This is a genomic window from Billgrantia sp. NRB1 (assembly GCF_056921725.1).
On sequence record NZ_CM167783.1, the window covers coordinates 107,268 to 130,191 of the forward strand.

General features: G+C 65.3%; 22 protein-coding genes and 1 pseudogene. 19 read left to right on the forward strand and 4 right to left on the reverse strand.

Features of this window, described 5'->3' with window-relative positions:
* Positions 1-80 precede the first annotated feature (80 nt).
* The 6 genes and pseudogenes from ACZIYR_RS00450 (at position 81) to ACZIYR_RS00475 (ending at position 5,143) form a co-directional block, all read left to right on the forward strand.
* Entirely contained in the window at positions 81-1,172 is a 1,092-nt protein-coding gene (locus tag ACZIYR_RS00450) for a hypothetical protein (protein ID WP_483527839.1), read from the forward strand.
* 12 nt (positions 1,173-1,184) lie between these two features.
* A complete protein-coding gene (locus ACZIYR_RS00455; RefSeq protein ID WP_483527840.1) occupies positions 1,185-1,943 on the forward strand; it encodes a PoNe immunity protein domain-containing protein in 759 nt (252 codons plus the stop codon).
* A gap of 2 nt (positions 1,944-1,945) precedes the next feature.
* Positions 1,946-2,743 (forward strand): PoNe immunity protein domain-containing protein, encoded by a 798-nt coding sequence (locus ACZIYR_RS00460; protein WP_483527841.1) that lies wholly within the window; start codon positions 1,946-1,948, stop codon positions 2,741-2,743.
* Positions 2,744-2,776: 33 nt separating this feature from the next.
* Positions 2,777-3,869: pseudogene (locus ACZIYR_RS00465) on the forward strand (type VI secretion system Vgr family protein); the annotation flags it as partial.
* Positions 3,870-4,529: 660 nt separating this feature from the next.
* On the forward strand, positions 4,530-4,697 hold the full coding sequence (locus ACZIYR_RS00470) for an HNH endonuclease (protein WP_483529035.1): 168 nt from the start codon (positions 4,530-4,532) through the stop codon (positions 4,695-4,697).
* 8 nt (positions 4,698-4,705) lie between these two features.
* A complete protein-coding gene (locus tag ACZIYR_RS00475; protein WP_483527842.1) occupies positions 4,706-5,143 on the forward strand; it encodes an SMI1/KNR4 family protein in 438 nt (145 codons plus the stop codon).
* Between the two features lie 388 nt (positions 5,144-5,531).
* Here ACZIYR_RS00475 and ribA read toward each other — a convergent pair whose 3' ends face one another.
* Positions 5,532-6,167, reverse strand: a complete 636-nt coding sequence (ribA, locus tag ACZIYR_RS00480) for a GTP cyclohydrolase II (RefSeq protein ID WP_483527843.1) — start codon at positions 6,165-6,167, stop codon at positions 5,532-5,534.
* A gap of 169 nt (positions 6,168-6,336) precedes the next feature.
* Here ribA and hemE point away from each other — a divergent pair, with 169 nt between their 5' ends.
* Both hemE and ACZIYR_RS00490 read left to right on the forward strand, forming a co-directional pair.
* On the forward strand, positions 6,337-7,419 hold the full coding sequence (hemE, locus tag ACZIYR_RS00485) for a uroporphyrinogen decarboxylase (protein ID WP_483529036.1): 1,083 nt from the start codon (positions 6,337-6,339) through the stop codon (positions 7,417-7,419).
* The gene (locus ACZIYR_RS00490; RefSeq protein ID WP_483527844.1) at positions 7,412-7,813 is read left to right on the forward strand and encodes a VanZ family protein; all 402 of its coding nucleotides are present in this window, start codon (positions 7,412-7,414) and stop codon (positions 7,811-7,813) included. The genes hemE and ACZIYR_RS00490 overlap by 8 nt, the downstream gene beginning before the upstream one ends.
* 92 nt (positions 7,814-7,905) lie before the next feature.
* Here the strand turns inward: ACZIYR_RS00490 and ACZIYR_RS00495 are convergent, their stop codons facing one another.
* Positions 7,906-8,436, reverse strand: a complete 531-nt coding sequence (locus ACZIYR_RS00495) for a peptidylprolyl isomerase (RefSeq protein WP_483529037.1) — start codon at positions 8,434-8,436, stop codon at positions 7,906-7,908.
* 355 nt (positions 8,437-8,791) lie between these two features.
* On the opposite strand from ACZIYR_RS00495, the gene ACZIYR_RS00500 reads away from it, so the two are divergent.
* The 10 genes from ACZIYR_RS00500 (at position 8,792) to ACZIYR_RS00545 (ending at position 18,683) form a co-directional block, all read left to right on the forward strand.
* Positions 8,792-10,795, forward strand: a complete 2,004-nt coding sequence (locus ACZIYR_RS00500; RefSeq protein WP_483527845.1) for a heme lyase CcmF/NrfE family subunit — start codon at positions 8,792-8,794, stop codon at positions 10,793-10,795.
* Positions 10,795-11,340 carry a DsbE family thiol:disulfide interchange protein gene (locus ACZIYR_RS00505; RefSeq protein ID WP_483527846.1) on the forward strand — a complete coding sequence of 182 codons (546 nt, stop codon included), beginning with the start codon at positions 10,795-10,797 and terminating at the stop codon, positions 11,338-11,340. The genes ACZIYR_RS00500 and ACZIYR_RS00505 overlap by 1 nt, the downstream gene beginning before the upstream one ends.
* Positions 11,337-11,834, forward strand: a complete 498-nt coding sequence (locus ACZIYR_RS00510) for a cytochrome c-type biogenesis protein (RefSeq protein ID WP_483527847.1) — start codon at positions 11,337-11,339, stop codon at positions 11,832-11,834. Before ACZIYR_RS00505 ends, ACZIYR_RS00510 begins: the two co-directional genes overlap by 4 nt.
* A 16-nt stretch (positions 11,835-11,850) precedes the next feature.
* A complete protein-coding gene (ccmI, locus tag ACZIYR_RS00515; protein ID WP_483527848.1) occupies positions 11,851-12,753 on the forward strand; it encodes a c-type cytochrome biogenesis protein CcmI in 903 nt (300 codons plus the stop codon).
* 22 nt (positions 12,754-12,775) lie between these two features.
* Positions 12,776-13,516, forward strand: coding sequence for a Crp/Fnr family transcriptional regulator (locus ACZIYR_RS00520; RefSeq protein ID WP_473031957.1), 741 nt, complete (start codon positions 12,776-12,778; stop codon positions 13,514-13,516).
* A 171-nt stretch (positions 13,517-13,687) separates the two neighbouring features.
* The gene (locus ACZIYR_RS00525) at positions 13,688-15,304 is read left to right on the forward strand and encodes a cytochrome D1 domain-containing protein (protein WP_483527849.1); all 1,617 of its coding nucleotides are present in this window, start codon (positions 13,688-13,690) and stop codon (positions 15,302-15,304) included.
* 169 nt (positions 15,305-15,473) lie between these two features.
* Positions 15,474-17,141 (forward strand): NapC/NirT family cytochrome c, encoded by a 1,668-nt coding sequence (locus ACZIYR_RS00530; protein ID WP_483527850.1) that lies wholly within the window; start codon positions 15,474-15,476, stop codon positions 17,139-17,141.
* Positions 17,142-17,171: 30 nt separating this feature from the next.
* Positions 17,172-17,558: a cupredoxin domain-containing protein gene (locus tag ACZIYR_RS00535; protein ID WP_483527851.1), complete on the forward strand. Its 387-nt coding sequence runs from the start codon at positions 17,172-17,174 to the stop codon at positions 17,556-17,558.
* A 68-nt stretch (positions 17,559-17,626) separates the two neighbouring features.
* Complete coding sequence (locus ACZIYR_RS00540; RefSeq protein WP_483527852.1) at positions 17,627-18,181, forward strand: hypothetical protein; 555 nt, start codon at positions 17,627-17,629, stop codon at positions 18,179-18,181.
* A gap of 73 nt (positions 18,182-18,254) precedes the next feature.
* Complete coding sequence (locus ACZIYR_RS00545) at positions 18,255-18,683, forward strand: copper-binding protein (RefSeq protein WP_483527853.1); 429 nt, start codon at positions 18,255-18,257, stop codon at positions 18,681-18,683.
* Positions 18,684-18,750: 67 nt separating this feature from the next.
* Here ACZIYR_RS00545 and ACZIYR_RS00550 read toward each other — a convergent pair whose 3' ends face one another.
* Together ACZIYR_RS00550 and ACZIYR_RS00555 are read right to left on the reverse strand one after the other, a co-directional pair.
* On the reverse strand, positions 18,751-19,725 hold the full coding sequence (locus tag ACZIYR_RS00550) for a sigma-54 interaction domain-containing protein (RefSeq protein WP_483527854.1): 975 nt from the start codon (positions 19,723-19,725) through the stop codon (positions 18,751-18,753).
* Positions 19,726-19,736: 11 nt separating this feature from the next.
* Positions 19,737-20,420: a sulfite exporter TauE/SafE family protein gene (locus ACZIYR_RS00555; RefSeq protein WP_483527855.1), complete on the reverse strand. Its 684-nt coding sequence runs from the start codon at positions 20,418-20,420 to the stop codon at positions 19,737-19,739.
* Between the two features lie 507 nt (positions 20,421-20,927).
* On the opposite strand from ACZIYR_RS00555, the gene ACZIYR_RS00560 reads away from it, so the two are divergent.
* The gene (locus ACZIYR_RS00560; RefSeq protein WP_483527856.1) at positions 20,928-22,895 is read left to right on the forward strand and encodes a TonB-dependent copper receptor; all 1,968 of its coding nucleotides are present in this window, start codon (positions 20,928-20,930) and stop codon (positions 22,893-22,895) included.
* Positions 22,896-22,924: the final 29 nt, after the last annotated feature.

The window sequence follows — 22,924 nt, forward strand, 5'->3', positions numbered from 1 at the left end:
GTCGGCCACCGCCTCGCGCATCACGTTCAGATAGTGGGTAATCCGCCGTTCAGCGGCCGCATCGGCGACGTACTGGCGACTTGACGCTACCGCTGCGGGCGCATCAACAGGCCCTGCTCGACGGTGGGGTCAGCGAAGCGCTCAGTGCCGCCGAGCGGCTGCAACAGCAAGCCGACGCCCACCTGGCGCAAGCCGACCGGCTGCGTGAGGCCCTGAATGACGACCCCAACGACAGATCGCTGGAAGACGCCGAAGCGCTGTATGCCGAGGTCGAGCGACTGATCGGCGAAACCCGGGGGCAGAAAGACGCCCTGATGGATGCCGCCAGGGAAGGACGCCTCGGCAGCGACGACCTCCTCGACAGCCATTTCCTCGTCGACGAAGCGGCACAGCGTGCCAATGACCTGCGCCAGGAAGCCGAGCGGCAGGTGCGCTACGCTTCCTCGTCTGGTCAGGCGACTCGGGCGGTAGGGACGTTCGCCGCCGAGGTCTTCACGCCCTACGGCACCGCGGTGGACGCCCAGGATACCTATCAGCTGTGGGGCGAGGGGCGTTATGGCGCCGCGACGGGCATGGCCGCGCTCACGGCGGTATCGGTCGTGCCCGGGGTCCGGGCCGTGCGTAAAGTGGGCGAAGCCGGTGACGGCATACGCGGCACCCGCAGATCGGACAGTGCAGGCATGCGCCCTGGGCGATTGCCAGCGCCCCAGGGGGCACTCACCCCGGATGACTTCCCCTACGCCGGGATCAATCATCGCCGGGCGGCAGCGGGCGAGCACAATGCTCACCTGCTGATGCAAGAAAGAGGGTTTGCGCCGGTGGGCAATACCAACGGCCAGTACACCCCGGGCGCCCAAGGTATCGATGGCATCTATCGTAACCCCAGATACCCACCGCCGCCGGAGTTCGTGATCACCGAAGCTAAGTACAATCGGGCGCGGCTGGGCAAAACTCGGGATGGCCGGCAGATGAGTGATGAGTGGGTAACGAATGAGCGGCTGCGTGATGCCGGAATTACTGATCCGGCCACGCGGGAGAGGATTCTTGATAGTCTTGATGCAGGCAATGACGACATCCAGAAATACCTGATTCGCACCAAACCCGATGGCAGCATGACGGCGCGAGCACTGGACAGCCAAGGTTATGTATCCGGCATCCCAAACGGCTTTTAAACGGAGAGAAAAGTGATCAGAGATCCGCTACAACCCAAAGCCTATTTTGATGAGAACATCAACTTTCGGCTGACAGCTATAGCAAGTAGGAAAGAACGCCTGTCGAATCCCGAAGCGTTCAAGCCTTTACCTCTTATGAGGTTTGCGTTCAGGGTGGTGGATTATACCCTAATGCTTCTTGAACTCCGCTATTCACGCGGCGATGCCATCGTCGATATGAAAGCGAACGTTGAGCAACTGCTCGCCTACCGCCGCTTGCAGGCCCAGCATGCGGATGCCCTACCTGAGGAGGATAAGGCTGACCGAGTAATGTGGGAGCGATTGACCCAGGATCGCTATGAGCAATATATGCAGTGGCTGGCCTTTGCAGTGGGCGTGGGCATGGATCAGGGCTATCTGCAGGAGACCCTGGAATTGATGGGCAACCAGGGGCTGGATGCGCTATTTGACCGCATTGGCGTACAATTGGGCGACGTCAATCGCCCCGTGGCGGATACGCTGCTCTACAAGAAGCACTATGCGCCGCTGCTTGAGGTAGTGGAGGCAGAGCCTGCCCAGCGGCCAGCTTTGATGAGGGCCTTTCTGGATGGTTGGTATGACAACCGTAAAGACCGGCCCGCTTTTGACTGCCACCTGACAGCCGACGAGGACAAACTCTATAGCGGCTACTGGTGCTTCGAAGCCGCCCTTGTGGTCAAGTTGTTCGATATCGACGACAGTTCTTTCCGTGACCACCGCTACTACCCCGCCGCCCTGGTGCATGGAGACTGAGCATGCTGCGTGATACCCGCCGCTCGGCCGCGTACTTCGACGAGCTGTTACCCGAGTTCGACGAGGGCATCGAAGAGACCCAGCAGGCGCTGGATGCCGGCGGCTTCGTGCTGCCCGATGAGCAGGTGGACGCCGCTCATCAGCTCTATGAGCTGGCCATCCTGCGGGCGGTGGCTCACTACTCCAGCGGTGCCAGCCCGGCCGAACTGGCGCCGTTGGTGGCCGAGATCCTGCCGCTGCGCCAACAGCTCTCGGCGGTGGCGGATCGGTTGCCGGCCAGCCAGCAGGTCTATCGCCAGCCCTTCGAGGTCTTCGGCGGCCAGGGCGAGGCCTGCGGCTCGGCCAATATCAACCGCTATATCTATGCCCTGTGGTGGCTGGGCCTGCTGGTCGCCACCGGCGCCGATAAGGCGCATCTTCAGCAGGCGCTGGCCAGTATCGGCAACGCCGGACGCGATGCGCTGCTGGACCGCATCGCCGCCCGGCTGGGCAGCCCGCCCGAGACGCCTGCCGAGGAGCTGCTCTATCCCGCCCTCTATCGTCCCCTGCTGGCCGCCTTCGATGCCGAGCCCGCCACGCATCAGACCCTGCTCGGGGTGTTTCTCGACCACTGGTATGAGCAGTGCCAGGAGGCCGACTGGTACGACAGCCATCTGTGCGATGGCGAGTTCGTCTACACCGATTATTACGTCGGCTACTGGAGCTTCGAGGCGCTGCTGGTCGCCCGGCTGCTGGGGGGAGACGACCAGGGGTTCCGCGACCATGAGCATTATCCGGGGGATCTGAGCCAGCAACCTTAACGCCGGCGGCGGCCCCAGTGCGGGCAGGTCGTCCGGGTACGCCTGGAGGCGCTGCGCGCCCAGGCCCACACCGCCCAGGCCGAGAGCGACCTACCTCACGGCGAGCAGCCCCAGGCCTTGGAGGAGGATGGCGTCGCCCAGGGGGAGGCGGCCGGCCAGGGCCAGATGACCCGCTATTATAACGAGCTGGTGCTGGCCCCCGCCGACCGCGCCTGGCGCCCCGAGCCCCCCGTCCGGCCCCGGGTCGACGGCCCCCAGGTGGCCGTCGTGGTGGGGCCCGCGGGTGAGGAGATCCACTGCGACGAACACGGCCGGGTCAAGGTGCAGTTCCCCTGGGACCGCTACGCCGAGCCCGATACCGCCGGGGCTGGCGGCGAAGCCGCTGAAAGAGGGGCCAGCGCCTGGATTCGGGTCAGCCAGGGCTGGGCCGGCGGCGGCTACGGCGCCATGGCCATTCCGCGCATCGGCCACGAGGTGATCGTCAGCTTCCTGGAGGGCGACCCCGGACCAGCCGATCATCACCGGTCGCACCTACCATGCGGTCAACACCCCGCCCTATGCGCTGCCCGAACACAAGACCCGCACCGTGCTGCGCACCCAGAGCCACAAGGCGGAAGGCTTCAACGAGCTGCGCTTCGAGGATGCGACCGACGCCGAGCAGATCTGGCTCCATGCCCAGAAGGACCTGGAACTGCTGACCCTCAACGACCGCACCGAGACCATCCGCCGCGACAGCCATCTCAGCGTCGAGCGCCACCGCCTCGGCGAGATCCACGGCGACGACCACCTCACGGTGCACGGCCAGCGCCACACCCAAGTGAAGGGCGAGGGCGGCCAGCACCTCACCGTGCACGGCAGCCTGCACCTCGAGGCCGGCCAGGCCTGGCTGACCGAGAGCGGCCGCGAACTGCATATCAAGGCCGGCCAGAAGGTCGTGCTCAACGCCGGCCGCGAGATCACCCTCAAGGCCGGTGGCAGCTTTATCAAGCTCGATGCCTCTGGGGTGACCATCGTCGGCCCCTGGATCAAGGTCAACGCCGGCGGCAGCCCCGGCACGGGCAGCGGCCAACAGGCCGAAGCGCCGCGCCTGCCCGGCGAGGCCATCCCCGAACGCAGTGAAGACGTGACGCTCAAGGCGCATCAGCAGCGTACTGAAATGGCGGGGGCTGCCGCCGCTGCCCTGGCCCGAGCCCCGGCAACGCCTCCCGCGCCGAGTCCCCCCACTGCCACCGTGACTCGTATCGCAGTCGGCACCGCCGCCAACGACGCCGCTTATGCCACCCAGTGTTCGCGATGGGCGCGAGCCGCTCGTTTAGTCGGTCGGGTCTTCCCCCCGTGACAGGCATACTCTACAGCCCTGCCCTGGGCGGTGAGCTGGAGAGAATCGAAGCTCCCGATGGGACGGTCTATCGCAAGTACAGCAGCGAGTTGATCTATACTGCGACAGGCCCAGATGGAGCTACATGGCAGACGCGAGAGCCTCAACAGGATATAGAGTACAGAACATGGCTGGCGAATGGTGGGGATGGATCTTTCGAAGATTGGATTTCGGAGGGGAGACCAGAAACTGCCCTGCCGCCTCTGCATTCTAGGGCGGCATCTAAAGGCTATCCAGGTGTTGAGTTGACAAAAAAATGGAGGGCCAACATTTGCAAGTTCCGACTATCTGTATCCTGTTGGCAGTGGGCAGAAAAATATAGTTAGTATAGCAATGACAGGCAGTCGACGGAATGATTTTAAGTCTGCTAATGAGGTTGCAGGTATCAGCGACACTGTTCCGTCAGGCATGGATGCTCCACCGGGCTACGTATGGCATCATGTTGATGACTATGATCCCGCCACGAATAGCTCAACTTTAGAACTAGTGTCCAGAAGTGCGCATAGAGCTACACTGCCCCATAAGGGGGCAGTGAGTCAATATGAACAATGCCATGGCGTAAAATACAAGCGATAGGAGGGGGTATGTTGAATATTCACGGTTCTGGCCCGGCCGTCACCAAAGAAGAAATTCTTGCCATTGCGAATGGCTTAAGCATAGCCATTCCGGATGAGGTGGTCGATTTTTATATAAAAAATAACGGAGGGCATTGTAAGAAAAATACATTATTTGTTGGTGAGGAGGGCTACAAGATCAATGAATTTCTTTCCTTTTCTTCGGGAGAGGAAAGCATTGAAAAAACTTATAAGGACGTTTTTTTCGGAAACGAGGAAATGCCACAAAACCTTGTCCCTTTTGCAGTGGATGCTGGAGGGGACTATTTTTGTTTTGATGTTTCTGAAAATGGTTTTGGTCGTGTTTTTTTCTTCGAGTCGGAATATTATGATGATCCAGAAAGAGCAGTTGTATATCTTTCCGAAAATTTTTCCGACTTCATTGAGAAGCTTGAGGCTGAAAAATAAGTCTTTGTCTTGAGATATCTTCCTCTCTGAGCTGGCAAAATATGAATGGCTTGGAAGAAAACTTCTTGGATTACTCAGGCTTCGGTCCTGCGATGAAAAGGAGGCCGGTGCCTGATGAGAAGGTTTCTCGATTTCGGGGCTGCCAGATCAACTGCTTGAGTATTGGCATCCATAGTGATGATGGACATTGGTAGGCTTGCCGATAGGTCACACCTCACACCAGCCCTTGGCCCTCGTGAGATGGCTCCGAGGGCGAGGAGATCCACTGCGACGCACACGGCCGGGTCAAGGGGGGCGACCGGCGTCGAGCGCCACCGGCTCGGCGAGATTTACGGCGACGACCACCTCACCGTGCACGGCAGCCTGCACTTCGAGGCCGGCTTAATGATTACTCCTTGCGCTCGATGTCCACGTCGCTGGCCTGGGTGAAGTCGCCCAGCGCCATCATATGGCCGAGCTTGCCGGCCTTGGTGGAGAGGTACTGCTCGTTGTGGGGGTTGAGCCCGGTGGTCAGCGGCACCCGCTCCGTGACCTTGACGCCGGCCTGGCTGAGGGCGTCCACCTTGCGCGGGTTATTGGTCATCAGCCGCAGGGCCTCTACGCCCAGGTGCTCGAGCATCGGCACGCAGAGGTCGTAGCGGCGCAGGTCGGCGCCGAAGCCGAGCCGCTCGTTGGCCTCTACGGTATCGGCTCCCTGATCCTGCAGGTGATAGGCGCGGATCTTGTTGAGCAGGCCGATGCCACGGCCCTCCTGGCGCAGGTAGAGCAGCACCCCGCGCCCCTCGTCAGCGATGCGCTTGAGGGCTTCCTGAAGCTGATAGCCGCAGTCGCAGCGCATCGAGAACAGCGCGTCCCCGGTCAGGCACTCGGAGTGTACGCGCCCCAGGACCGGCGCGCCGTCGGCCACCTCGCCCAGGGTCAGGGCGATATGGTCCTTGCCGGTGGCCTCGTCCTCGAAGCCGTGCATGGTGAAGGTGGCCCAGGGGGTGGGCAGCCGGGAGGCGGCGATGAATCGAATCGTCACGGGGTACCTCGGTGATGAACCACGGCGGTGCCGGAGATGAAGCAGGCATTCTAGCAGGAACCCTGGCCGCCCTCACGGGCATCCCTCGGTCGAGACCTTGGCCTCGGTCAAGCCTAGCGCGAAACGATGCGCTACAATGTCGCGACATTTCCTGTGGATGACCGCCTGCATGGAACTCAAGAACGATCGCTTTCTGCGCGCCCTGGCGCGTCAACCGGTAGACCGCACCCCGGTATGGATGATGCGCCAGGCCGGCCGCTACCTGCCGGAGTATCGCGCCACCCGCGCCGAGGCCGGTAATTTCATGGACCTGTGCCGCAATCAGGACCTGGCCTGCGAGGTGACCCTGCAGCCGCTGGAGCGCTACCCGCTGGATGCCGCCATCCTGTTCTCGGATATCCTCACCATTCCCGATGCCATGGGGCTGGGGCTCTATTTTGAGACCGGCGAGGGGCCGAAATTCCGCAAGCCGGTGCGTACCGCCGACGAGGTGGCGGCGCTCAAGGCGCCGGATGCCGAGCGCGACCTGGACTACGTGATGCGTGCCGTCTCCACCATCCGCCGCGAGCTGGGTGGCCGGGTGCCGCTGATCGGCTTCTCCGGTAGCCCCTGGACGCTGGCCACCTACATGGTCGAGGGCAGCTCCAGCAAGGACTTCCGGCATGTGAAGACCATGCTCTACGACACGCCCAGCGCGATGCATGAGCTGCTCGATACCCTGGCCACCGCGGTGACCGACTACCTCAACGCCCAGATTCGCGCCGGCGCCCAGGCGGTCCAGATCTTCGACACTTGGGGCGGGGCGCTCTCCACGCCGGCCTACCTGGAGTTCTCGCTGCGCTACATGGAGCAGATCGTTGCCGGGCTGATCCGCGAGCACGATGGCAGGCGCGTGCCGGTGATCCTGTTCACCAAGAACGGCGGCCAGTGGCTCGAGGACATCGCCCTGGCGGGGCCGGACGCGGTGGGCCTGGATTGGTCTACCGAGCTCTCCGATGCCCGGGCCAGGGTGGGCCACAAGGTGGCGCTGCAGGGCAACCTGGACCCCAACGTGCTGTTCGCCCGGCCTGCGGCGATTCGCGCCGAGGTGGCACGCATCCTCGACAGCTATGGCCAGGGCCCGGGCCACGTCTTCAATCTGGGGCACGGCATCAGCCAGTTCACCGACCCGGATCGCGTCACCGCCTTCATGGAGGCGCTCCACGAGCTGAGCCCCAAGTATCACCGCACCATCCAGCACCAGCATGCCTGAGACGCCAGGACCCTGGCGACGGCTCTGGCAGTGGTGTGACAGCAGCGACCGGCGCCGCCTCTGGGCAGCGCTGGCCGTCGTGGGGGCGCTGGCGATCGCCCTGGGCAGCCTGACCCCGGGCAGCCAGATGCCCCAGAGTCTGCCCTGGGACAAGTTCAACCACTTCGTCGGCTATGGCGGTCTGGCGGGACTGGTGGGCCTGGCTGGCGTCAAGCTGCCCTGGGCCTTCGCCGGCGTGGTGCTCTACGGCGTCGTCATCGAGTATTTGCAGATCCCGGTGCCGGGCCGCAGCGGCGGCGACTGGGCCGACATTCTCGCCAATACCCTGGGGGCGGGCGCGGCGCTACTGCTGCTCCATGCCCTGCGTCGCACCTGGCCGGCCAGGCACGGCTGAGCACCGGGCCACGGCGGCCGGCATCGGCGCGATCGCCACCCGGCACGACGCCCCGTCACCGCAAGGTGACGGGGCGTCGCTGCGTCTGGGGGTTACGGCAGTTCCGCGCGCTCGATGATGACCGGGGTCTCGGGGGCGTCCTGGAAGGGCCCCTGGGTACGGGTGGGCACCTGGCGAATGGCGTCGACCACCTCCATGCCGTCGACCACCTGACCGAAGACCGCATAGCCCCAGGTCTGGCCGGACTGCGTGCTCTGATGGTCGAGGAAGGTGTTGTCGGCAACGTTGATGAAGAACTGGGCGGTGGCGGAGTGGGGGGCGCCGGTGCGCGCCATGGCCAGGGTGCCGCGCTGGTTGGAAAGGCCATTGTCGGCCTCGTTGGTGATCGGGTCGCGGGTAGGCTTCTGGCGGAAGTCTTCATCGAAGCCGCCGCCCTGGATCATGAAACCGTCGATCACCCGGTGGAAGAGGGTGCCGTCGTAATGACCCTCCTGCACATAGATCAAGAAATTGTTGACGCTCTCCGGGGCCTCTTCCTGGAACAGCTCGATGGCGATGGGGCCATGATTGGTGTGCAGGATGACGTCGGCAGCGGGGTCGTCGGCCTGGGCGGCGAGCGGCAGGACGCCGGCCACGAGTAGGGTCAGCAGGGGGCGTTTCAGCACGGTGGGCTCCTGTGAGAGTTGTCAGGCTGCCAGCTTAAGCGCTTGCGGCCCTGCTGTCAGGCACCGTGTAGCAGGGATTGACGCTGCGACATCCGGCCACGGGGGATTGTTTGACGTGGGTCAGAAGTGGCCGGAGTAAAGAGGTATCCCGTATGGATTTTATGCGGCTTTCCCCGGACCATTCCAGGCATGCAGGTCGAGTCGGCGGCTTCCCGATGCGGGCAGGGTCGCGGCCTCGGCCAGGGATGTCCAGATCCTGACCGGCCGTGCGGTGCTCCTGTCTCGGTCGATTCAGGCAGGAGGTAGCCAATCCATGGTGGCGGAACTCGGAAACTTTGCACTCATTCTGGCGCTATGCCTGGCCCTGGTCCAGAGCGTACTGCCGCTGCTGGGCGCCCAGCGAGGGGATGCGCGACTGATGCGCACGGGGCGCTTTCTCGCCGCGGGACAGTTCGTCTTTCTGACGCTCTCCTACGCGGTGTTGACCTGGGCCTTCGTGGTCAGCGACTTCTCGGTGCGCTACGTGGCCAGCCACTCGAGCCTGACCCAGCCGCTGATGTACAAGATCACCGCCGTCTGGGGGGGGCACGAGGGCTCGCTGCTGCTGTGGGTCTGGTTGCTGGGCGCTTGGGGCGTCGCGGCGGCAATCTTCAGCAAGTCACTGCCCCGCGAGATGCTGGCAAGGGTGCTGGGCGTGCTGGGCATGGTCTCGGTGGGCTTCATCGCCTTCACCCTCTTCACCTCCAACCCCTTCGATCGCGTCGTGCCCGGGCCTGTCGATGGCCGCGGCATGAATCCGCTGCTGCAGGACCCGGGGATGATCCTGCACCCGCCGCTGCTCTACATGGGCTACGTGGGCACTGCCGTGGTCTTCGCCTTCGCCATTGCCGCCCTGCTCGGGGGCCGCCTGGACGCCGCCTGGGCGCGCTGGTCGCGTCCCTGGACCACCGTGGCCTGGGTGTTTCTCACCATGGGCATCGCCGTCGGCAGCTGGTGGGCCTACTACGAGCTGGGCTGGGGCGGCTGGTGGTTCTGGGACCCGGTGGAGAACGCTTCCTTCCTGCCCTGGCTGACCGCCACCGCCCTGATCCACTCCCTGGCGGTCTCCGAGAAGCGCGGCGGCTTCAAGGTGTGGTCCCTGATGCTGGCGATCATCACCTTCGCGCTGGTCGTGCTGGCGGCCTTTATCGTGCGCTCGGGGGTGATCACCTCGGTGCACGCCTTCGCCACCGACCCGGAGCGCGGGGTCTTCATTCTCGGCATGCTGGCGCTGACCCTGCTCGGCTCCTTGACCGTCTACGCCTGGCGGGCGCCCAAGGTGGGCCTTGGCGGCGCCTTCCACTGGTACTCCCGGGAGTCGCTGCTGCTGGCCAACAACGTGCTGCTGGCGGTGGCCTGCACGGCGGTATTCATCGGCACCCTCTACCCGCTGGCCCTGGACGCCTTCGGTCTCGGCAAGATCTCCGTGGGCCCTCCCTACTTCGACGCGGTGTTCGCCCCGCTGATGCTGCCGCTGCTGCTGCTGGTCGGCCTCGGGCCTTCGGTCATGTGGAAGCAGGCCGACCCCGGGCAGACCTTTCGCCAGCTGCGCTGGGTGCTGGCGGTCAGCGTAATCGCCGGCGGGCTATGGCCGCTCACCGTGGGCGCCTGGCGCCCGCTTACCGCGCTGTCGCTGATGCTGGCGACCTGGATCATCCTCACCGCCCTGCTGGATATCCACAAGCGCATGGGCAGCGCCCGCCAGCCCCTGGCCGCCCGGCTCAAGAAGGTCATGCGCCCGAGCTTTCTCGGTATGCACCTGGCCCACGTGGGGCTGGCGCTGATCGTGGTCGCCATCGCCATGGTGAATACCTATGAGGTGGAGCGTGACGTGCGCATGGAGCCGGGCGAGCGCGCCTCGGCGGCCGGCTACGACTTCACCCTCCAGCGCATGGAGGCGGTGCGCGGCCCCAACTGGGACGCCGACCAGGCGGTGGTCGAGGTGTCGCGCAACGGCAAGCCGGTGGCCACCTTGCTGCCCCAGCGTCGCTACTACGACACCCAGCCCAACAACCCCATGCACCAGGCCTCACTGCACCGGGCGCCGACCCGCGACGTCTACGTCTCGCTGGGCGAGCGCCTGGTGGGTGACGCCTGGAGCTTCCGGCTCTACTACAAGCCCTACATGTTCTGGATGTGGACCGGTGCCATCCTGCTCTCCCTGGGGGGGCTGCTGGCGGCCAGCGACAAGCGCTACCGGCTGGCGCGCCACCGCGCCGGTGCCCGGCGTGAGGCAGAGCGCCCCAGCGCCGTGGCCGCTCGGGAGGTGACCCCCTGATGAACCTACGTCTGCTGATTCCGCTGGTGGCGGTGTCTGCCCTGCTGGGGCTGCTGTTCATCGGCCTGGGCATGAACTCCCGCGACCTACCCTCGCCGCTGGTGGGCCAGCCGGCCCCGGCCTTCGAGCTGGAAGCGCTGGAGGATGCCGGGCGCACCCTCACCGAGCAGGATTTCGTCGGCGAGGTGGCGCTGGTCAATGTCTGGGCCACCTGGTGCAGCACCTGTCGTCAGGAAAAGCCCCTGCTGATGGAGCTGGCCCGGGGCGGCATCCCGATTCACGCCTTCAACTACCGCGATGAGCGCGAGGCGGCGGTGCGCTACCTGGACGTCAGCGGCAGTCCCTACCAGGTCATCGCCTACGACCCTAAGGGGGACGCCGGCATGGACTGGGGCGTCTACGCCACGCCCGAGACCTACGTGCTCGATCACCGAGGCATCATCCGCTACAAGCGCATCGGCCCGTTGAATCGCCAGCTGCTGCTCGACGAGGTGTTGCCGCTGGTCGAGAAACTTCGCGCCGAGCAGGAGGCCGCCCAGTCATGACGCATCGATTCTCCCATCCGGCTCGCGGCCTACCGCTGGGGCTGGTCGCCCTGGTCGCTTGGCTGCTGCCGGCCGGCCTGGCCATGGCGCTGGCCATCGGCGAGCCCATCGCCTTCGAGACCGAGGCCCAGCAGCGCCAGTACGAGACCCTGGTGCGCGAGCTGCGCTGCACGGTGTGCCAGAGCGAAACCATCCATGAGTCCAACGCCGAGCTCGCCGCCGACATGCGTCGGCGGGTCTACCAGATGACCCTGGACGGCCATGACGGCGACGCCATCGTCGACTTCATGGTGGCCCGCTACGGGGACTACGTGCGCTACCGGCCGCCACTGCAGGCCAATACCGCCCTGCTGTGGGCTAGCCCCTTTCTGCTGGCCCTGATTGGTCTCGGCGCCTGGTGGCAGATCATACGCGGGCGCCGGCAGATGGCGGTGCGCCCCGAGTTTACCGAGCAGGAGCGCGCCGCGCTCAAGCGACTGGATCGCGGCGAGTGATCCCCGGAGGTGATGGATGAACGGTCTCTTTCTCTTGTTTGCCTTGGCTCTGTGTCTGCTGGCGCTGGCCTTCGTGGTGATCCCGCTGCTGCGTGAGCCGCCTCGGGGAGACATCGAGTCACAGCGTGCGGTCAACCTGGCGATACATCGCGACCGGGTGCGCGAGCTGGACCAGGACCTGGCGACGGGCACCCTGACCCAGGCGCAGTACGACATCGCCCTGGCCGACCTGGAGCGCGAGCTGCTCGACACCGGTGTCATCGACCCGGAAGCGCCACGCCATGAGGCGCCGCCAGGCGTCGGGCGCCTGCCCCGGGTGGCGGCCTTGGCCAGCGTTGCCGCGGTGCCCTTCCTGGCGGTGGGTATCTATCTCAGCGTGGGCCATGCCGAGGAGGTCTTTGCCACTCAGCCGCCGCCGGGGACCATGCCGGCGGCCTCCCAGGAGGCGCCGCCCAGCGATGAGCAGCTGCAGCGAGAGTTCGAACGACTCGCCCAGCAGCTGCAGGGGCGGCTGGCCCAGGAGCCGGACGACCTGGAGAGCTGGGTGCTGCTGGGCCGGACCCTGGTCTTTCTCGACGACCTGGAGGGGGCCGAGCGCGCCTTCCGCGAGGCCATGCGCCACGGCGGCGAGCGCGACCCCGACCTGCTCACCCGCTACGCCGATGTGCTGGCCGAGCGTCAGGGCAGCCTCGCCGGTGAGCCCATGGCGCTGATCGAGCAGGCGCTGGTGCTGGACCCCGACCACGCCCAGGGGCTGTGGATGGCCGGCACCCAGGCCTTCGATGCCAATGAGCTGGACGTGGCCCGGCGCTACTGGGAGCGGCTGCTGAACACCCTGGATGAGGACTCCGCCGAGGCCGAGATCATCCGCGGCAACCTGGCCCAGGTCGCCCAGGCGGCCGAACAGGGTGGATCCTGAATGCATAGTCGAGGAGGTGCTCATGAAGACGCCGCTGAGCCGTGACGCCCTGCAGGCTGTCCGGCAGGTCCCCCTGTTCACCGGGCTGGAGGATGACACCCTGGCGCTGCTGACCGGCGGCGCCCTGGAGCGCAGCTATCGGCGCGGGACCCTGCTGTTCAGCGAGGGAGAGCCGGCGGATCGCTTCTATGTGGTGCTGGACGGCTGGGTCAAGCTGTTCCGCGAGAGCCCCGATGGCAACGAGTGCATGGTAGGGCTCTTCACCCGGGGGGAGTCCTTTGCCGAGGCGGCCATGTTCGACCGACTCGGTTTCCCGGTGCATGCCGCGGTGGCCGAGGATGCCCGGCTGCTGATCTTCACCGCCGATCACTTCCTCTCGACCCTCGAACAGAACCACGAGCTGGCGCTCAATCTGCTGGCCAACCTCTCGGCCATGCTGCGCTACCTGGTGCGCCAGCTCGACCAGCTGACCAACCAGCCCACCTACCAGCGCCTGGCCGCCTTTATCGTCTCGCTATGCCCGCGCGATGCCCAACGCGCCACTGTCTGCCTGCCCTGCGACAAGTTGTTGATTGCTGGGCGGTTGGGCATGAAGCCGGAGAGCTTTTCGCGGGCCATGGCGCGGCTGCGCGAGGTCGGCGTGCACTGTGAGCGCAACTGCGTGGAAGTGGCCGATGTCGACGCCCTGCTGCGCTTCGCCAACGGCTGTGAGGGGGCCGAAACAACCCCTCGGAGCGATTTCTCGACCCTACCTCTGACATAAGTCAACTCCAGTATGCATCAATTGACAGTGGTCAAGTGAGCAGGGGGCGAAAACTGCTACTACTAAGCCTAGGTGGAGGGTGGCTGATGGTAGTGGCCGATAGCTGACGGTATCGGCCCTGCCGGACACCCGCCAGGCACTACCCCAAGGGGAAACCAAGCGAGGCACGTTATGCACAAGAGAGCATTGAGCAAGGGGATTTTCGCCCTCAGCTTCCCGCTGGCCGCCATGATGGGCACCGCCCAGGCCGCGGCGCCAGAAATGACCGCGGAAGAGATGGACCGCGCCAGCGACATCTACTTCCAGCGCTGCGCCGGCTGCCACGGCACCCTGCGTAAGGGCGCCACCGGCCCGGGCCTGCTGCCCGAAGACACCATCGAGATGGGTCAGCGCCGGCTGGAGAGCATCATCACGCTGGGCACCGAAGGCGGGATGAACAACTTCGACGGCATCCTGGACGAAGAAGAGATCACTCTGATCACGAAGTACATCCAGCAGACCCCGGAAGAGCCGCCGGAGATGTCCCTGGCCGATATCCGCGACACCTGGGAAATCGTAGTGCCCCAGGATCAGTGGCCGGATGAGCCCCAGCACGATCGTAACTGGGAAAACTTCATGGTCACCATCCTGCGTGACCGTGGCGCCATGGGTATCATCGACGGCGACACCAAGGAACTGGTCACCGAGGCCGAGACCGGCTATGCCGTGCACGTGGCCAAGTCGAGCTCCGACGGCCGCTTCTGGTACGTCCAGGGCCGCGACGGTCGCCTCTCTAAGATCGACCTGTGGATGGACCCGCCCCAGGTGACCGCTGAGGTGTTCATCGGCATCGACGCCCGCGACGTAGCGGTCTCCAAGTACGGCGAGTGGAAGGACAAGTACGTCATCGGCGGCGGCTACTGGCCCCCGCACTTCGTGATCGCCGACGCCGAGACCATGGAGCCGCTCAAGGTCGTCTCGACCCGCGGCTATGACACCGAGGGCAATTACGTCCACGAGGCCCGCGTGGCGGCGCTCTACGACACGCCCCATGCGCCCTCCTTCCTGGTCAACGTCAAGGAGACCGGGCAGGTCTGGCAGGTCGATTACACCGACCTCGACAACCTGCGCATCGATCACATCGCCTCGGCCGAGTACCTGCACGACGGCTTCTTCGATTCGACCGGCCGCTACTTCATGATCGCGGCCAACTTCAGCAACAAGATGGCCTTCATCGACACCGTGGAGCGCAAGCTGGTCAGCCTGCTCAATACCGGTGAGATCCCCCACCCGGGGCCGGGCGCCAACTGGATCGACCCGGAGTGTGGTCCGGTGGCCGGCACCACCCACCTGGGCCAGGGGCTGGTGACCTTCTGGGGTACCGACCCGGAGAACCATCCGGACCACGCCTGGGAGATCTGCGGCACCGTCGAGACCGACGGCCCGGGGCTCTTCCTGCGTAGCCATCCGGACTCCCCGCACGTCTGGATCGACCAGTCCATGCACCCGGAGGCCTTCGCCAATCAGTGGGTCCAGGTCATGAACAAGGAGACCCGCGAGCTGACCCCGATCCATGTGGCGGATCGTCCCCCGGAGCATGACGCCGTGGCGCTTCACATGGAGTACGACCAGTCCGGTACCGAGGTATGGGTCTCCATCTGGGCCCGCGGCCGCGGCCACCAGGACGATGGTGCCATCATCATCTACGACGACAAGACCATGGAAGAGATCGGTCGAGTCGAGAACCTGAACACGCCGACCGGCAAGTTCAACGTCTACAACCGCAAGGCTAAGTACCTGCGCAGCTAAGCCGACCGCCGGGGCGCCCCCAGGGCGCCCCGGCCCTTTCTTCAGCCGTTTCGTGCCAGGCAGGGCCACGGAGCCGCTGAAGAAGGGGCCGGCACCATAACCATAACAAGGCGCAGGTCAGGCTGATGAAGGCAATAACGGGTGTCATGACAAATTCGGGAGAGTGATCATGGGGGAGCGTCTACGCAATTGGCGCAAGTTGACGATCATGGGGGCCTCGCTGGGGGCCGCCGCGGTCTTTTTCGTGGCCGGCATCCTGTTCTGGGGGGGCTTCAACACGGTGATGGAGGCCACCAACAGCATGAAGTTCTGCAGCACGGCCTGCCACGAGATGACCTGGGTGCACGAGGAGTATCTCGACCGGCCGCACTACCAGAACGCCACCGGGGTGGGAGCCACCTGCTCCGACTGCCACGTGCCGGATGATTGGGGGCCCAAGATGATCCGTAAGATCGAGGCCAGCCGCGAGGTGTGGCACTGGATGTTGGGGACCATCAACACCAAGGAGAAGTTCGAGGACAAGCGGCTGCACCTGGCCGAGAACGTCTGGCGCTCGATGCTGCGCACCGACTCGCGTGAGTGTCGCAACTGCCATGACTGGTCGGCCATGGATCTCGAAGAGCAGGCCCCCCGTGCGGCCCGTGAGCACGCCCGCGCCTTCGAGCAGGGCCAAACTTGCATCGAGTGCCACCAGGGCATCGCCCACGAGCTGCCGGAAGACTGGGACGAGTCCGAGGTGTGGGCCGCACGCTTTGCGCATGATACCGATGCCGACCTCGACCGCGGTGAGCCAGAAATGCCGCTGGAAGCCGAAGATCTGGGTGAGGCCGTGGTGGCCGAGGGCGATATCGCCTCGACCCTGGACTGGGACGACGTTCCGGCGCTGGACGTGACCCTGTTCCTGCCTGGCCAGGCCTCCATCGAGTGGATCCAGGACGGCAGCGAGCATGGCGGCGGCCGTGCCTTCAGCTTCGGCGATCGCTGCATCTGGTGTCATGCTGGCGAAGAGGAGCAGATCGGTCAGATGGCGGTCGATGCCGAGAAGTTCGAGACCTTCGATCTGGGCGACAAGCGCGGCCACGTTCCGATGACCGTGCAGGCCTCCTTCGACGACGACTACCTGTTCATGCGCTTCCAGTGGGAGGCCGGCGAGCACGCGCCGCTGCCCTTCGTCGACGGCGGCCGCATGGATCCCGACAATCCCATGAAGCTGACCGTGAGCTTCGCCGACGAGCGCGTCGACATGGCCGACCGCGGCGGCTGCTGGGCGAGCTGCCACCATGACTCCACCTACATGCCGGATGCCCCGGATGAGGAGACCCTGGCGCAGTCCGAGCTGGCCGAGCGTCTCGACTTGATGAACGGGGTCACCAAGTACCTCACCGAAAGCCGCACCGAGATCGAGGTCCGTGGTCGTGGCGGTGCCGCCCGCGGGGGCTGGGACAAGCTCCGCGAAGAGGAGGAGATCGCCGAGCTGCTGGGCGGTGGCGCCTACCTGGACGTGGCGCGCTTCAAGAGCGGCGATGCGCTGACCGAGAGCGGCTACATCCTCGAGCAGCGTCACCTCTCCGAGAGCGAGGCGGTGGTGATGACCGCCGAGGAAGCGGACGGTGTCTGGACCGCCTACCTGACTCGGGCCCTGCGCACCGGCGTAGAAGGCGACAAGCCGCTGTCCACCGATGGGAAGTACAGCTTCAACGTCGCCCTGCACGATGACTACGCCTCATCGCGCTTCCACCACGTCTCTTGGCAGTACGGCCTGGCCTTCGACGCCGAGATCCCGGGCGACTTCGAGGACGACATGGTAGAAATCAACGCTACGCGCATCACCCGGTGATGCGCCCCGGCACCAGAGGAGCAAGTCGCAATGCGTAAATGTCTTCTCACTCTTGGCGCCAGCCTGCTGGCCACCCTGCTGATGAGCGGGGCGGCCCAGGCCGGCAGCGAGAAAGAGGCTAACGGCGCCGTTGACGATGATGTGGTCGTGGTGGACATGGTGAACATGGAGTTTCTCCCAGCGGAACTGGAGATACCCCCCGGTACGACGGTGCGCTGGGTGAACGTCACGAGTCGCTCCTTCCACGACGTGTATTTCCCGGACGAGGACATCGGCTCGCCGCTGCGCATGCTCCCGGATGAGAGCTGGGAGCGCACCTTCGACGAACCCGGCACCTACGAGTACATCTGCCGACCGCATGAGCAGCGCGGCATGGTGGGCGTGGTCCGTGTGGTCGAAGCGAGCGACGACGAGTAGCCGGCCACGGAGCGGCCTGATCCACGCAGCAAGCGGTGCGGTGATGCACCGGCAACAGAGGAGTTCGCATGGCGAAAACCACTCAACCGGCAGCCTGGGCCACCGGGCTGCTGACCGCCCTGGCGCTGTCCACGGCCGGCGCCGCGGTGGCGGCGGAAGGCCCCAGCGGCTATCGCAGCGCCGATTTCGGGATGTCCGCCGAGGCGGTGATGGAGCGCCTCGAGGCGGATAGCATCGTCAACGTTTCGGTGCAGGAAATCGGCGACGGCGATGTGATCATCGACGGTGAGCTGCAGGCCGAGGGCGAACCGGATACCGATGTGCGCTACGTCTTCCCCGGCGGCAACGACCAGCTGGCGCTGGTGGTGGCCTTCCATCCTCAGGTGGAGGACTATGCCAGCGTCAAGGAGCAGCTCGAGGAGCGCTACGGTCAGCCCTGGGCAGAAGAGATGGCCGAATGGTGGTTCGAGCAGCTCAAGGACGGCATGCCCGAGGAGCCCCAGAGCCTCAGCGTGTGGGGCGGCGAGGGTGAAGAGATGACCGAGCGGGGTCGCTTCGTGCGCCTCTGGTCCTTCGACGACTACCTCTCGGTGGAGTATCTCGACACTCGGCTGTTTCACTGATGGGCAGTGATGACAGCGTTTTCACCCTTCAGCCGCCCTTCGGGGCGGCTGTTTCGATAGAGGACATCGAGCCATGAAGATAGCGACTCTGCCGGCGCTGCTGGCGGCCGCCGCGCTCAGCCTGTCGGTCCATGCCGGCGAGGACCATCACGGCCATGGGGCGCATGGGGAGGATCATGCCCAGGGCCATGCCCATGGCGAAGCGCAAGCCGCTGCGGGCCCCTTCGCGGTGCGCGGTATCTTCCTCGGGCATGATCCGAGCGAAGGGCGGGTGACCCTGGCCCACGAGGCCATTCCCGACGTGATGATGGCCATGCGCATGCACCTCTTCCTGTCGGAAGGCGAGGCGGTGCCGGCGCTCGAGCCCGGCGACAAGGTGGCCTTCCAGATGTACAGCCGCATCGACGCCGGCCAGCGCTGGTACGCCCAGGGCTTCGAGCCGCTGCCCGAGGGGACCGAGCTGACGCTGCCGGACTCTCTGCGCGAGGCGATCGGCCACTGAGCCAACCCTGAGTGGGAGTCCGCGACAAGGCGCTGCCCCTTCGGGGTAGCGCCTTGTCGTAGGCGGGTCAGGCGATGGCGTGCTTTTTCATCCGATAGAGCAGGGTGTCGCGGGTCAGCCCCAGCAGTCGTGCCGCCCGGGAGCGGTTTCCCTGGGCTTGTTCCAGCGCCTGACGGATCAGCTGCCCCTCCAGCGCCTCGAGGCTTACCCCACCGGCGGGCAGCTGCCAAGGGGCGTTAGCCTGACGAGGCGTGGCGGCCTGCAGCCAGTCGTCGGGGAGGTCGTCGGCGCCAATGGTGCGTCCGTGCATCAGCACCACGCAGCGCTCGATGAGGTTGCGGAGTTCGCGAACATTGCCGGGCCATGGATGGCCGGCGAGCCGGCTCAGCAGGTCGCTGGCAAGCCTGGGGGGCGCGACGCCATGGCGGCTGGCAAGCTCCTCGCAGAAGCGCCGCGCGAGCAGCGGCAGGTCGCCATCGCGTTCACGCAGCGGGGGCAGCTCCAATGGAATGACGTGCAGGCGATAGAAGAGGTCCTCGCGGAAGGTGCCATCTGCGACCCGGGTGCGCAGGTCCTGATGGGTGGCGGCCAGGATGCGGACGTCGACCCGCTCCACGCGCCCGGCGCCCAGCGCCTGGCACTCTCCGTACTCCAGAAAGCGCAGCAGCTTGGCTTGTGCGGCCGGTGGCAGCTCGGCCACCTCGTCGAGAAACAGGGTGCCGCCGTGAGCCTGCTGCACGCGGCCGGGGGTGTCGGCCTGGGCCCCGGTAAAGGCGCCGCGCTGGTAGCCGAACAGCTCGGACTCGACCAGATCCTCGGGGAGTGCAGCGCAGTTCAGGGTAATCCAGGGGCCCTGAGCACGGCGGCTGCTCTGGTGCACCAGGCGTGCCAGCAGCTCCTTGCCGGTGCCGCTCTCGCCCAGGATCAACACCGTGGCGTCGGTAGCGGCCACCAGGCGCGCAGAGCGCACCACCGCCTGCAGCGCGGGGGAATCGCCGATCAGCTCGAAGCGCGAGGCGTGGTTTACCGTAACCCTGTTCATCCGATCTCCCTTCAAGGCCCGCCCCAGTGGGTGAGCATCGGCGGCACCGGGGCCAGTACGATGATGATCAGCCCGGCCAGCCTGCGCGTGGCCGGTGCGCGCAACGTGGCGGCCGCGCTGCTGGCCATGACGCCGACGGTGAACAGCATCGGCATGGTGCCAAGGCCGAAGAACAGCATGAACAGCGCGCCGCGCAGGGCATCCTCCGTGGTCAGGCTGTAGACCAGCGCGGAGTAGACCAGGCCACAGGGCAGCCAGCCCCACACCAGCCCGAAGCCATAGGCCTGATAGTGGCGCTGGACCGGCAGCAGCCGCCGCCCCAAAGGTTCCAGGTAGCGCCACAGTGGGCGTCCCACCGCCTCGATACGCGCGAAGCGGGGAAACCAGCCGCCGATATAGAGCCCGACCGCGACCAGAAAGCCGGCCCCCAGCAGCGTCATCAGCGGGCGGTGGGTAGCGCCCACGGCGCCGCTGAGCATCCCGGCGCTGCCGGCGACCAGGGCGCCGGCCAGCAGATAGCTGCTGATACGTCCGGCGTTGTAGGTCAGGTTGAAACCCATCAGCCTGCGCGGTCTCGCTCGCACCTCGGGGGCTAGGCTGAACGTCAAAGCGCCTGCAATGCCGCCGCACATGCCCAGACAGTGGGTGCTGCTGAGTAGCCCCAGCAGAAAGGCGATGGTCCACTCAGCCGGCATGACGGCTTGCTCCCCGGATGTGCCGCGGCAATCGCTTGTGTAATCTCACCATGCTGCGTCATCTGCCTTGACCGGCGTGGCAGATGACACAAGCATACTCAGGCAGCGGGTCGGCTGTCGCCTGCCAGGACAGGAAAAGTGCGGAAACAGGCCTGTCAAATCAAGGAGATGTATATTCATGGTGGTAATGGCTAACATTGGCATGAAAGCTGCTTATAAATAATACCGTTTCGTTAGAAAGAAGCCCTTGCACGGCCCCGCTCGGGGCCGTTTTTTTGCCTGCTATCTGCTTCTTGCACCGTGGGTGCGATGTGGCATTTGCCTTGCTGATCCGGGCATTTAACCTGTTCGACGCCGGGCGAGGTATCCGCGGGCGGGTCATGCCGTCTTGTCCTGACGGAAAATTTTCCTTTATGTCAGTGTGTTAGCTATTTTCAGCGGGCTTGGGTCATAACTGGCACCTGTTTTGCCTATTAAGGCGGCCATTACTTGATTCGAGAGCCCAATATGCTGCATCACTCCCTATCGTTTCGCCAGCCTCTGGCGGTCGCCGTTTCCCTGTTCACCTGGCAGGTCGCCATGGCGGCGGATCAGGCGCCGCTTGCCTCGCCGGCCATGTCGACCCTGGTCATCACCGCGCCGGCCATGGCCGATCCCTACACGGTCTCCACCGATGCGCGCCAGCCGCGTCTTCCGCTGCCGGCTCAAGACGGCGGCGCCTTCCTCAAGTCAATCCCCGGCTTTGCCGTCAGCCGTAAAGGGGGCACCAGCGGCGATCCCGAACTGCGCGGACTGGGCGGCTCACGGCTGGCCATCCAGGCCGGTGGAACGAGCATCCTGGGGGGATGCGGCGGACGCATGGACCCGCCGACCGCCTATATCTTTCCCCAGGCCTATGATCGCGTCGAGATCATCAAAGGGCCTCAGAGCGTGCGCTACGGCGTGGCCCCGGCCGGGGTGGTGCGCTTCGAACGCGACAAGCCGGTGCTGACCGAGTCTACCGTGGAGGGTTTCGCCAGCACCACCCTGGGTAGCCACGACCGCTTCGATCTGGTGGGCGATATGACTGCCGGGAATCAGGATGGCTATGTGCGCCTGATTGGTACGCTTTCCGATCAAGATGACTATCAGGACGGTGACGGCAACGAGGTCCATTCGCAGTACCATCGCTGGAGCGGTACCGCCATTGTCGGCTGGACGCCGGATTCCGACACCCGCATCGAGCTTGCCTACGACCGCAGCGATGCCGAAGCCGCCTATGACGATCGCGGCATGGACGGCACCGAGTTCGCTCGTACCGGCTATACTCTGAGCGTGACGCGTCAGAACCTGGCACCCTGGCTGACCGAGGTCGAGGCAACGGCCTATTACAACTACGTCGATCATGTCATGGACAACTTCCGCCTGCGTGAGGCGCCGATGATGGCCATGGCCAGCAATCCCGACCGGCGTACCCAGGGCGCCCGGCTGGCCGCGGAACTTCTGCTCGGCGAGGCGACCTTCCTGTCGACTGGCCTCGACTATACCGAGAATCGCCACCGCTGGCGGGGCACCACGAGCTGGCGCGAGCAGCCGCGCAGCGGGCGTGCCGAATTCACCGATCTGGGGGCCTTCGCCGAGATCGAGCATGAGCTGGGCGCGCGCAGCTGGTTGACCCTTGGCCTGCGCGTCGACCGCACCGAGGCCGAGGCGCTCAATCCGGCAGGCTTCGGCGGCGCCGAGCGGGGCGAGACCGAGCGCTCGACCCTGTGGAGCGGCTTCGCTCGCTATGAGTATGCGCTGGACGAGCAGCCGCTGAGTCTGTTCGCCGGGCTGGGGCGCGCCGAGCGGGCCGGCGACTTCTGGGAGCGCAACCGGGTCTTCGATCTCGGCACCGAGTCGCTGACACAGCTCGACAGCGGTGCGAGCTGGCGAGGAGAGCGCCTGAGCGCCAATCTGTCGCTCTTCTACGGCTGGTATGACGACTACATCCTGGTGGACGAGTCTGGAAGCGGTCCGCGGGCGCGCAACATCGATGCCACGACCTATGGCGCCGAGGCCGACATGGCGGTGAACCTCACTGACAGCTGGAGCCTGAGCGCCTCCCTGGCCTGGGTGCGCAGCGACAACGACACCGACGATCTACCGCTTGCCCAGACCCCGCCGCTGGAGGCCACCCTGGGGCTGGACTATGCGCAAAATGCCTATTTCGGCGGCGTGCTGTGGCGTGGCGTGATGCGCCAGGATCGTATCGCCGAGGGGCAGGGCACCATCTACAGCCTGGATACCGACGAGACCCCGGGATTTGCCACGGTGTCGGCCTATGCCGGCCGCGAGCTTTTCCACAACACCAGGCTGACGCTGGGTGTGGATAACCTCTTCGACCGCACCTATGCCGAGCATATTCAGCGCGGCAGCGCTGACCTGGGCGCCTCGGATGCACGGGTGAACGAGCCTGGCCGCACCCTGTGGGCCAATCTCACCACCCGCTTCTGAGCCCATGACGGCGGTGGTGAATCGCCATT

Coding starts and splice junctions, on each gene's coding strand:
- ACZIYR_RS00555 (WP_483527855.1), bottom strand. CDS start 20,420: ATGCCGGCTGAGTGGACCATCGCCTTTCTGCTGGGGCTACTCAGCAGC.
- ACZIYR_RS00460 (WP_483527841.1), top strand. CDS start 1,946: ATGCTGCGTGATACCCGCCGCTCGGCCGCGTACTTCGACGAGCTGTTA.
- ACZIYR_RS00475 (WP_483527842.1), top strand. CDS start 4,706: ATGTTGAATATTCACGGTTCTGGCCCGGCCGTCACCAAAGAAGAAATT.
- ACZIYR_RS00505 (WP_483527846.1), top strand. CDS start 10,795: ATGAACCTACGTCTGCTGATTCCGCTGGTGGCGGTGTCTGCCCTGCTG.
- ACZIYR_RS00530 (WP_483527850.1), top strand. CDS start 15,474: ATGGGGGAGCGTCTACGCAATTGGCGCAAGTTGACGATCATGGGGGCC.
- ACZIYR_RS00525 (WP_483527849.1), top strand. CDS start 13,688: ATGCACAAGAGAGCATTGAGCAAGGGGATTTTCGCCCTCAGCTTCCCG.
- ccmI (WP_483527848.1), top strand. CDS start 11,851: ATGAACGGTCTCTTTCTCTTGTTTGCCTTGGCTCTGTGTCTGCTGGCG.
- hemE (WP_483529036.1), top strand. CDS start 6,337: ATGGAACTCAAGAACGATCGCTTTCTGCGCGCCCTGGCGCGTCAACCG.
- ACZIYR_RS00490 (WP_483527844.1), top strand. CDS start 7,412: ATGCCTGAGACGCCAGGACCCTGGCGACGGCTCTGGCAGTGGTGTGAC.
- ACZIYR_RS00560 (WP_483527856.1), top strand. CDS start 20,928: ATGCTGCATCACTCCCTATCGTTTCGCCAGCCTCTGGCGGTCGCCGTT.
- ACZIYR_RS00520 (WP_473031957.1), top strand. CDS start 12,776: ATGAAGACGCCGCTGAGCCGTGACGCCCTGCAGGCTGTCCGGCAGGTC.
- ACZIYR_RS00500 (WP_483527845.1), top strand. CDS start 8,792: ATGGTGGCGGAACTCGGAAACTTTGCACTCATTCTGGCGCTATGCCTG.
- ACZIYR_RS00470 (WP_483529035.1), top strand. CDS start 4,530: ATGGATGCTCCACCGGGCTACGTATGGCATCATGTTGATGACTATGAT.
- ACZIYR_RS00540 (WP_483527852.1), top strand. CDS start 17,627: ATGGCGAAAACCACTCAACCGGCAGCCTGGGCCACCGGGCTGCTGACC.
- ACZIYR_RS00550 (WP_483527854.1), bottom strand. CDS start 19,725: ATGAACAGGGTTACGGTAAACCACGCCTCGCGCTTCGAGCTGATCGGC.
- ACZIYR_RS00510 (WP_483527847.1), top strand. CDS start 11,337: ATGACGCATCGATTCTCCCATCCGGCTCGCGGCCTACCGCTGGGGCTG.
- ACZIYR_RS00535 (WP_483527851.1), top strand. CDS start 17,172: ATGCGTAAATGTCTTCTCACTCTTGGCGCCAGCCTGCTGGCCACCCTG.
- ACZIYR_RS00545 (WP_483527853.1), top strand. CDS start 18,255: ATGAAGATAGCGACTCTGCCGGCGCTGCTGGCGGCCGCCGCGCTCAGC.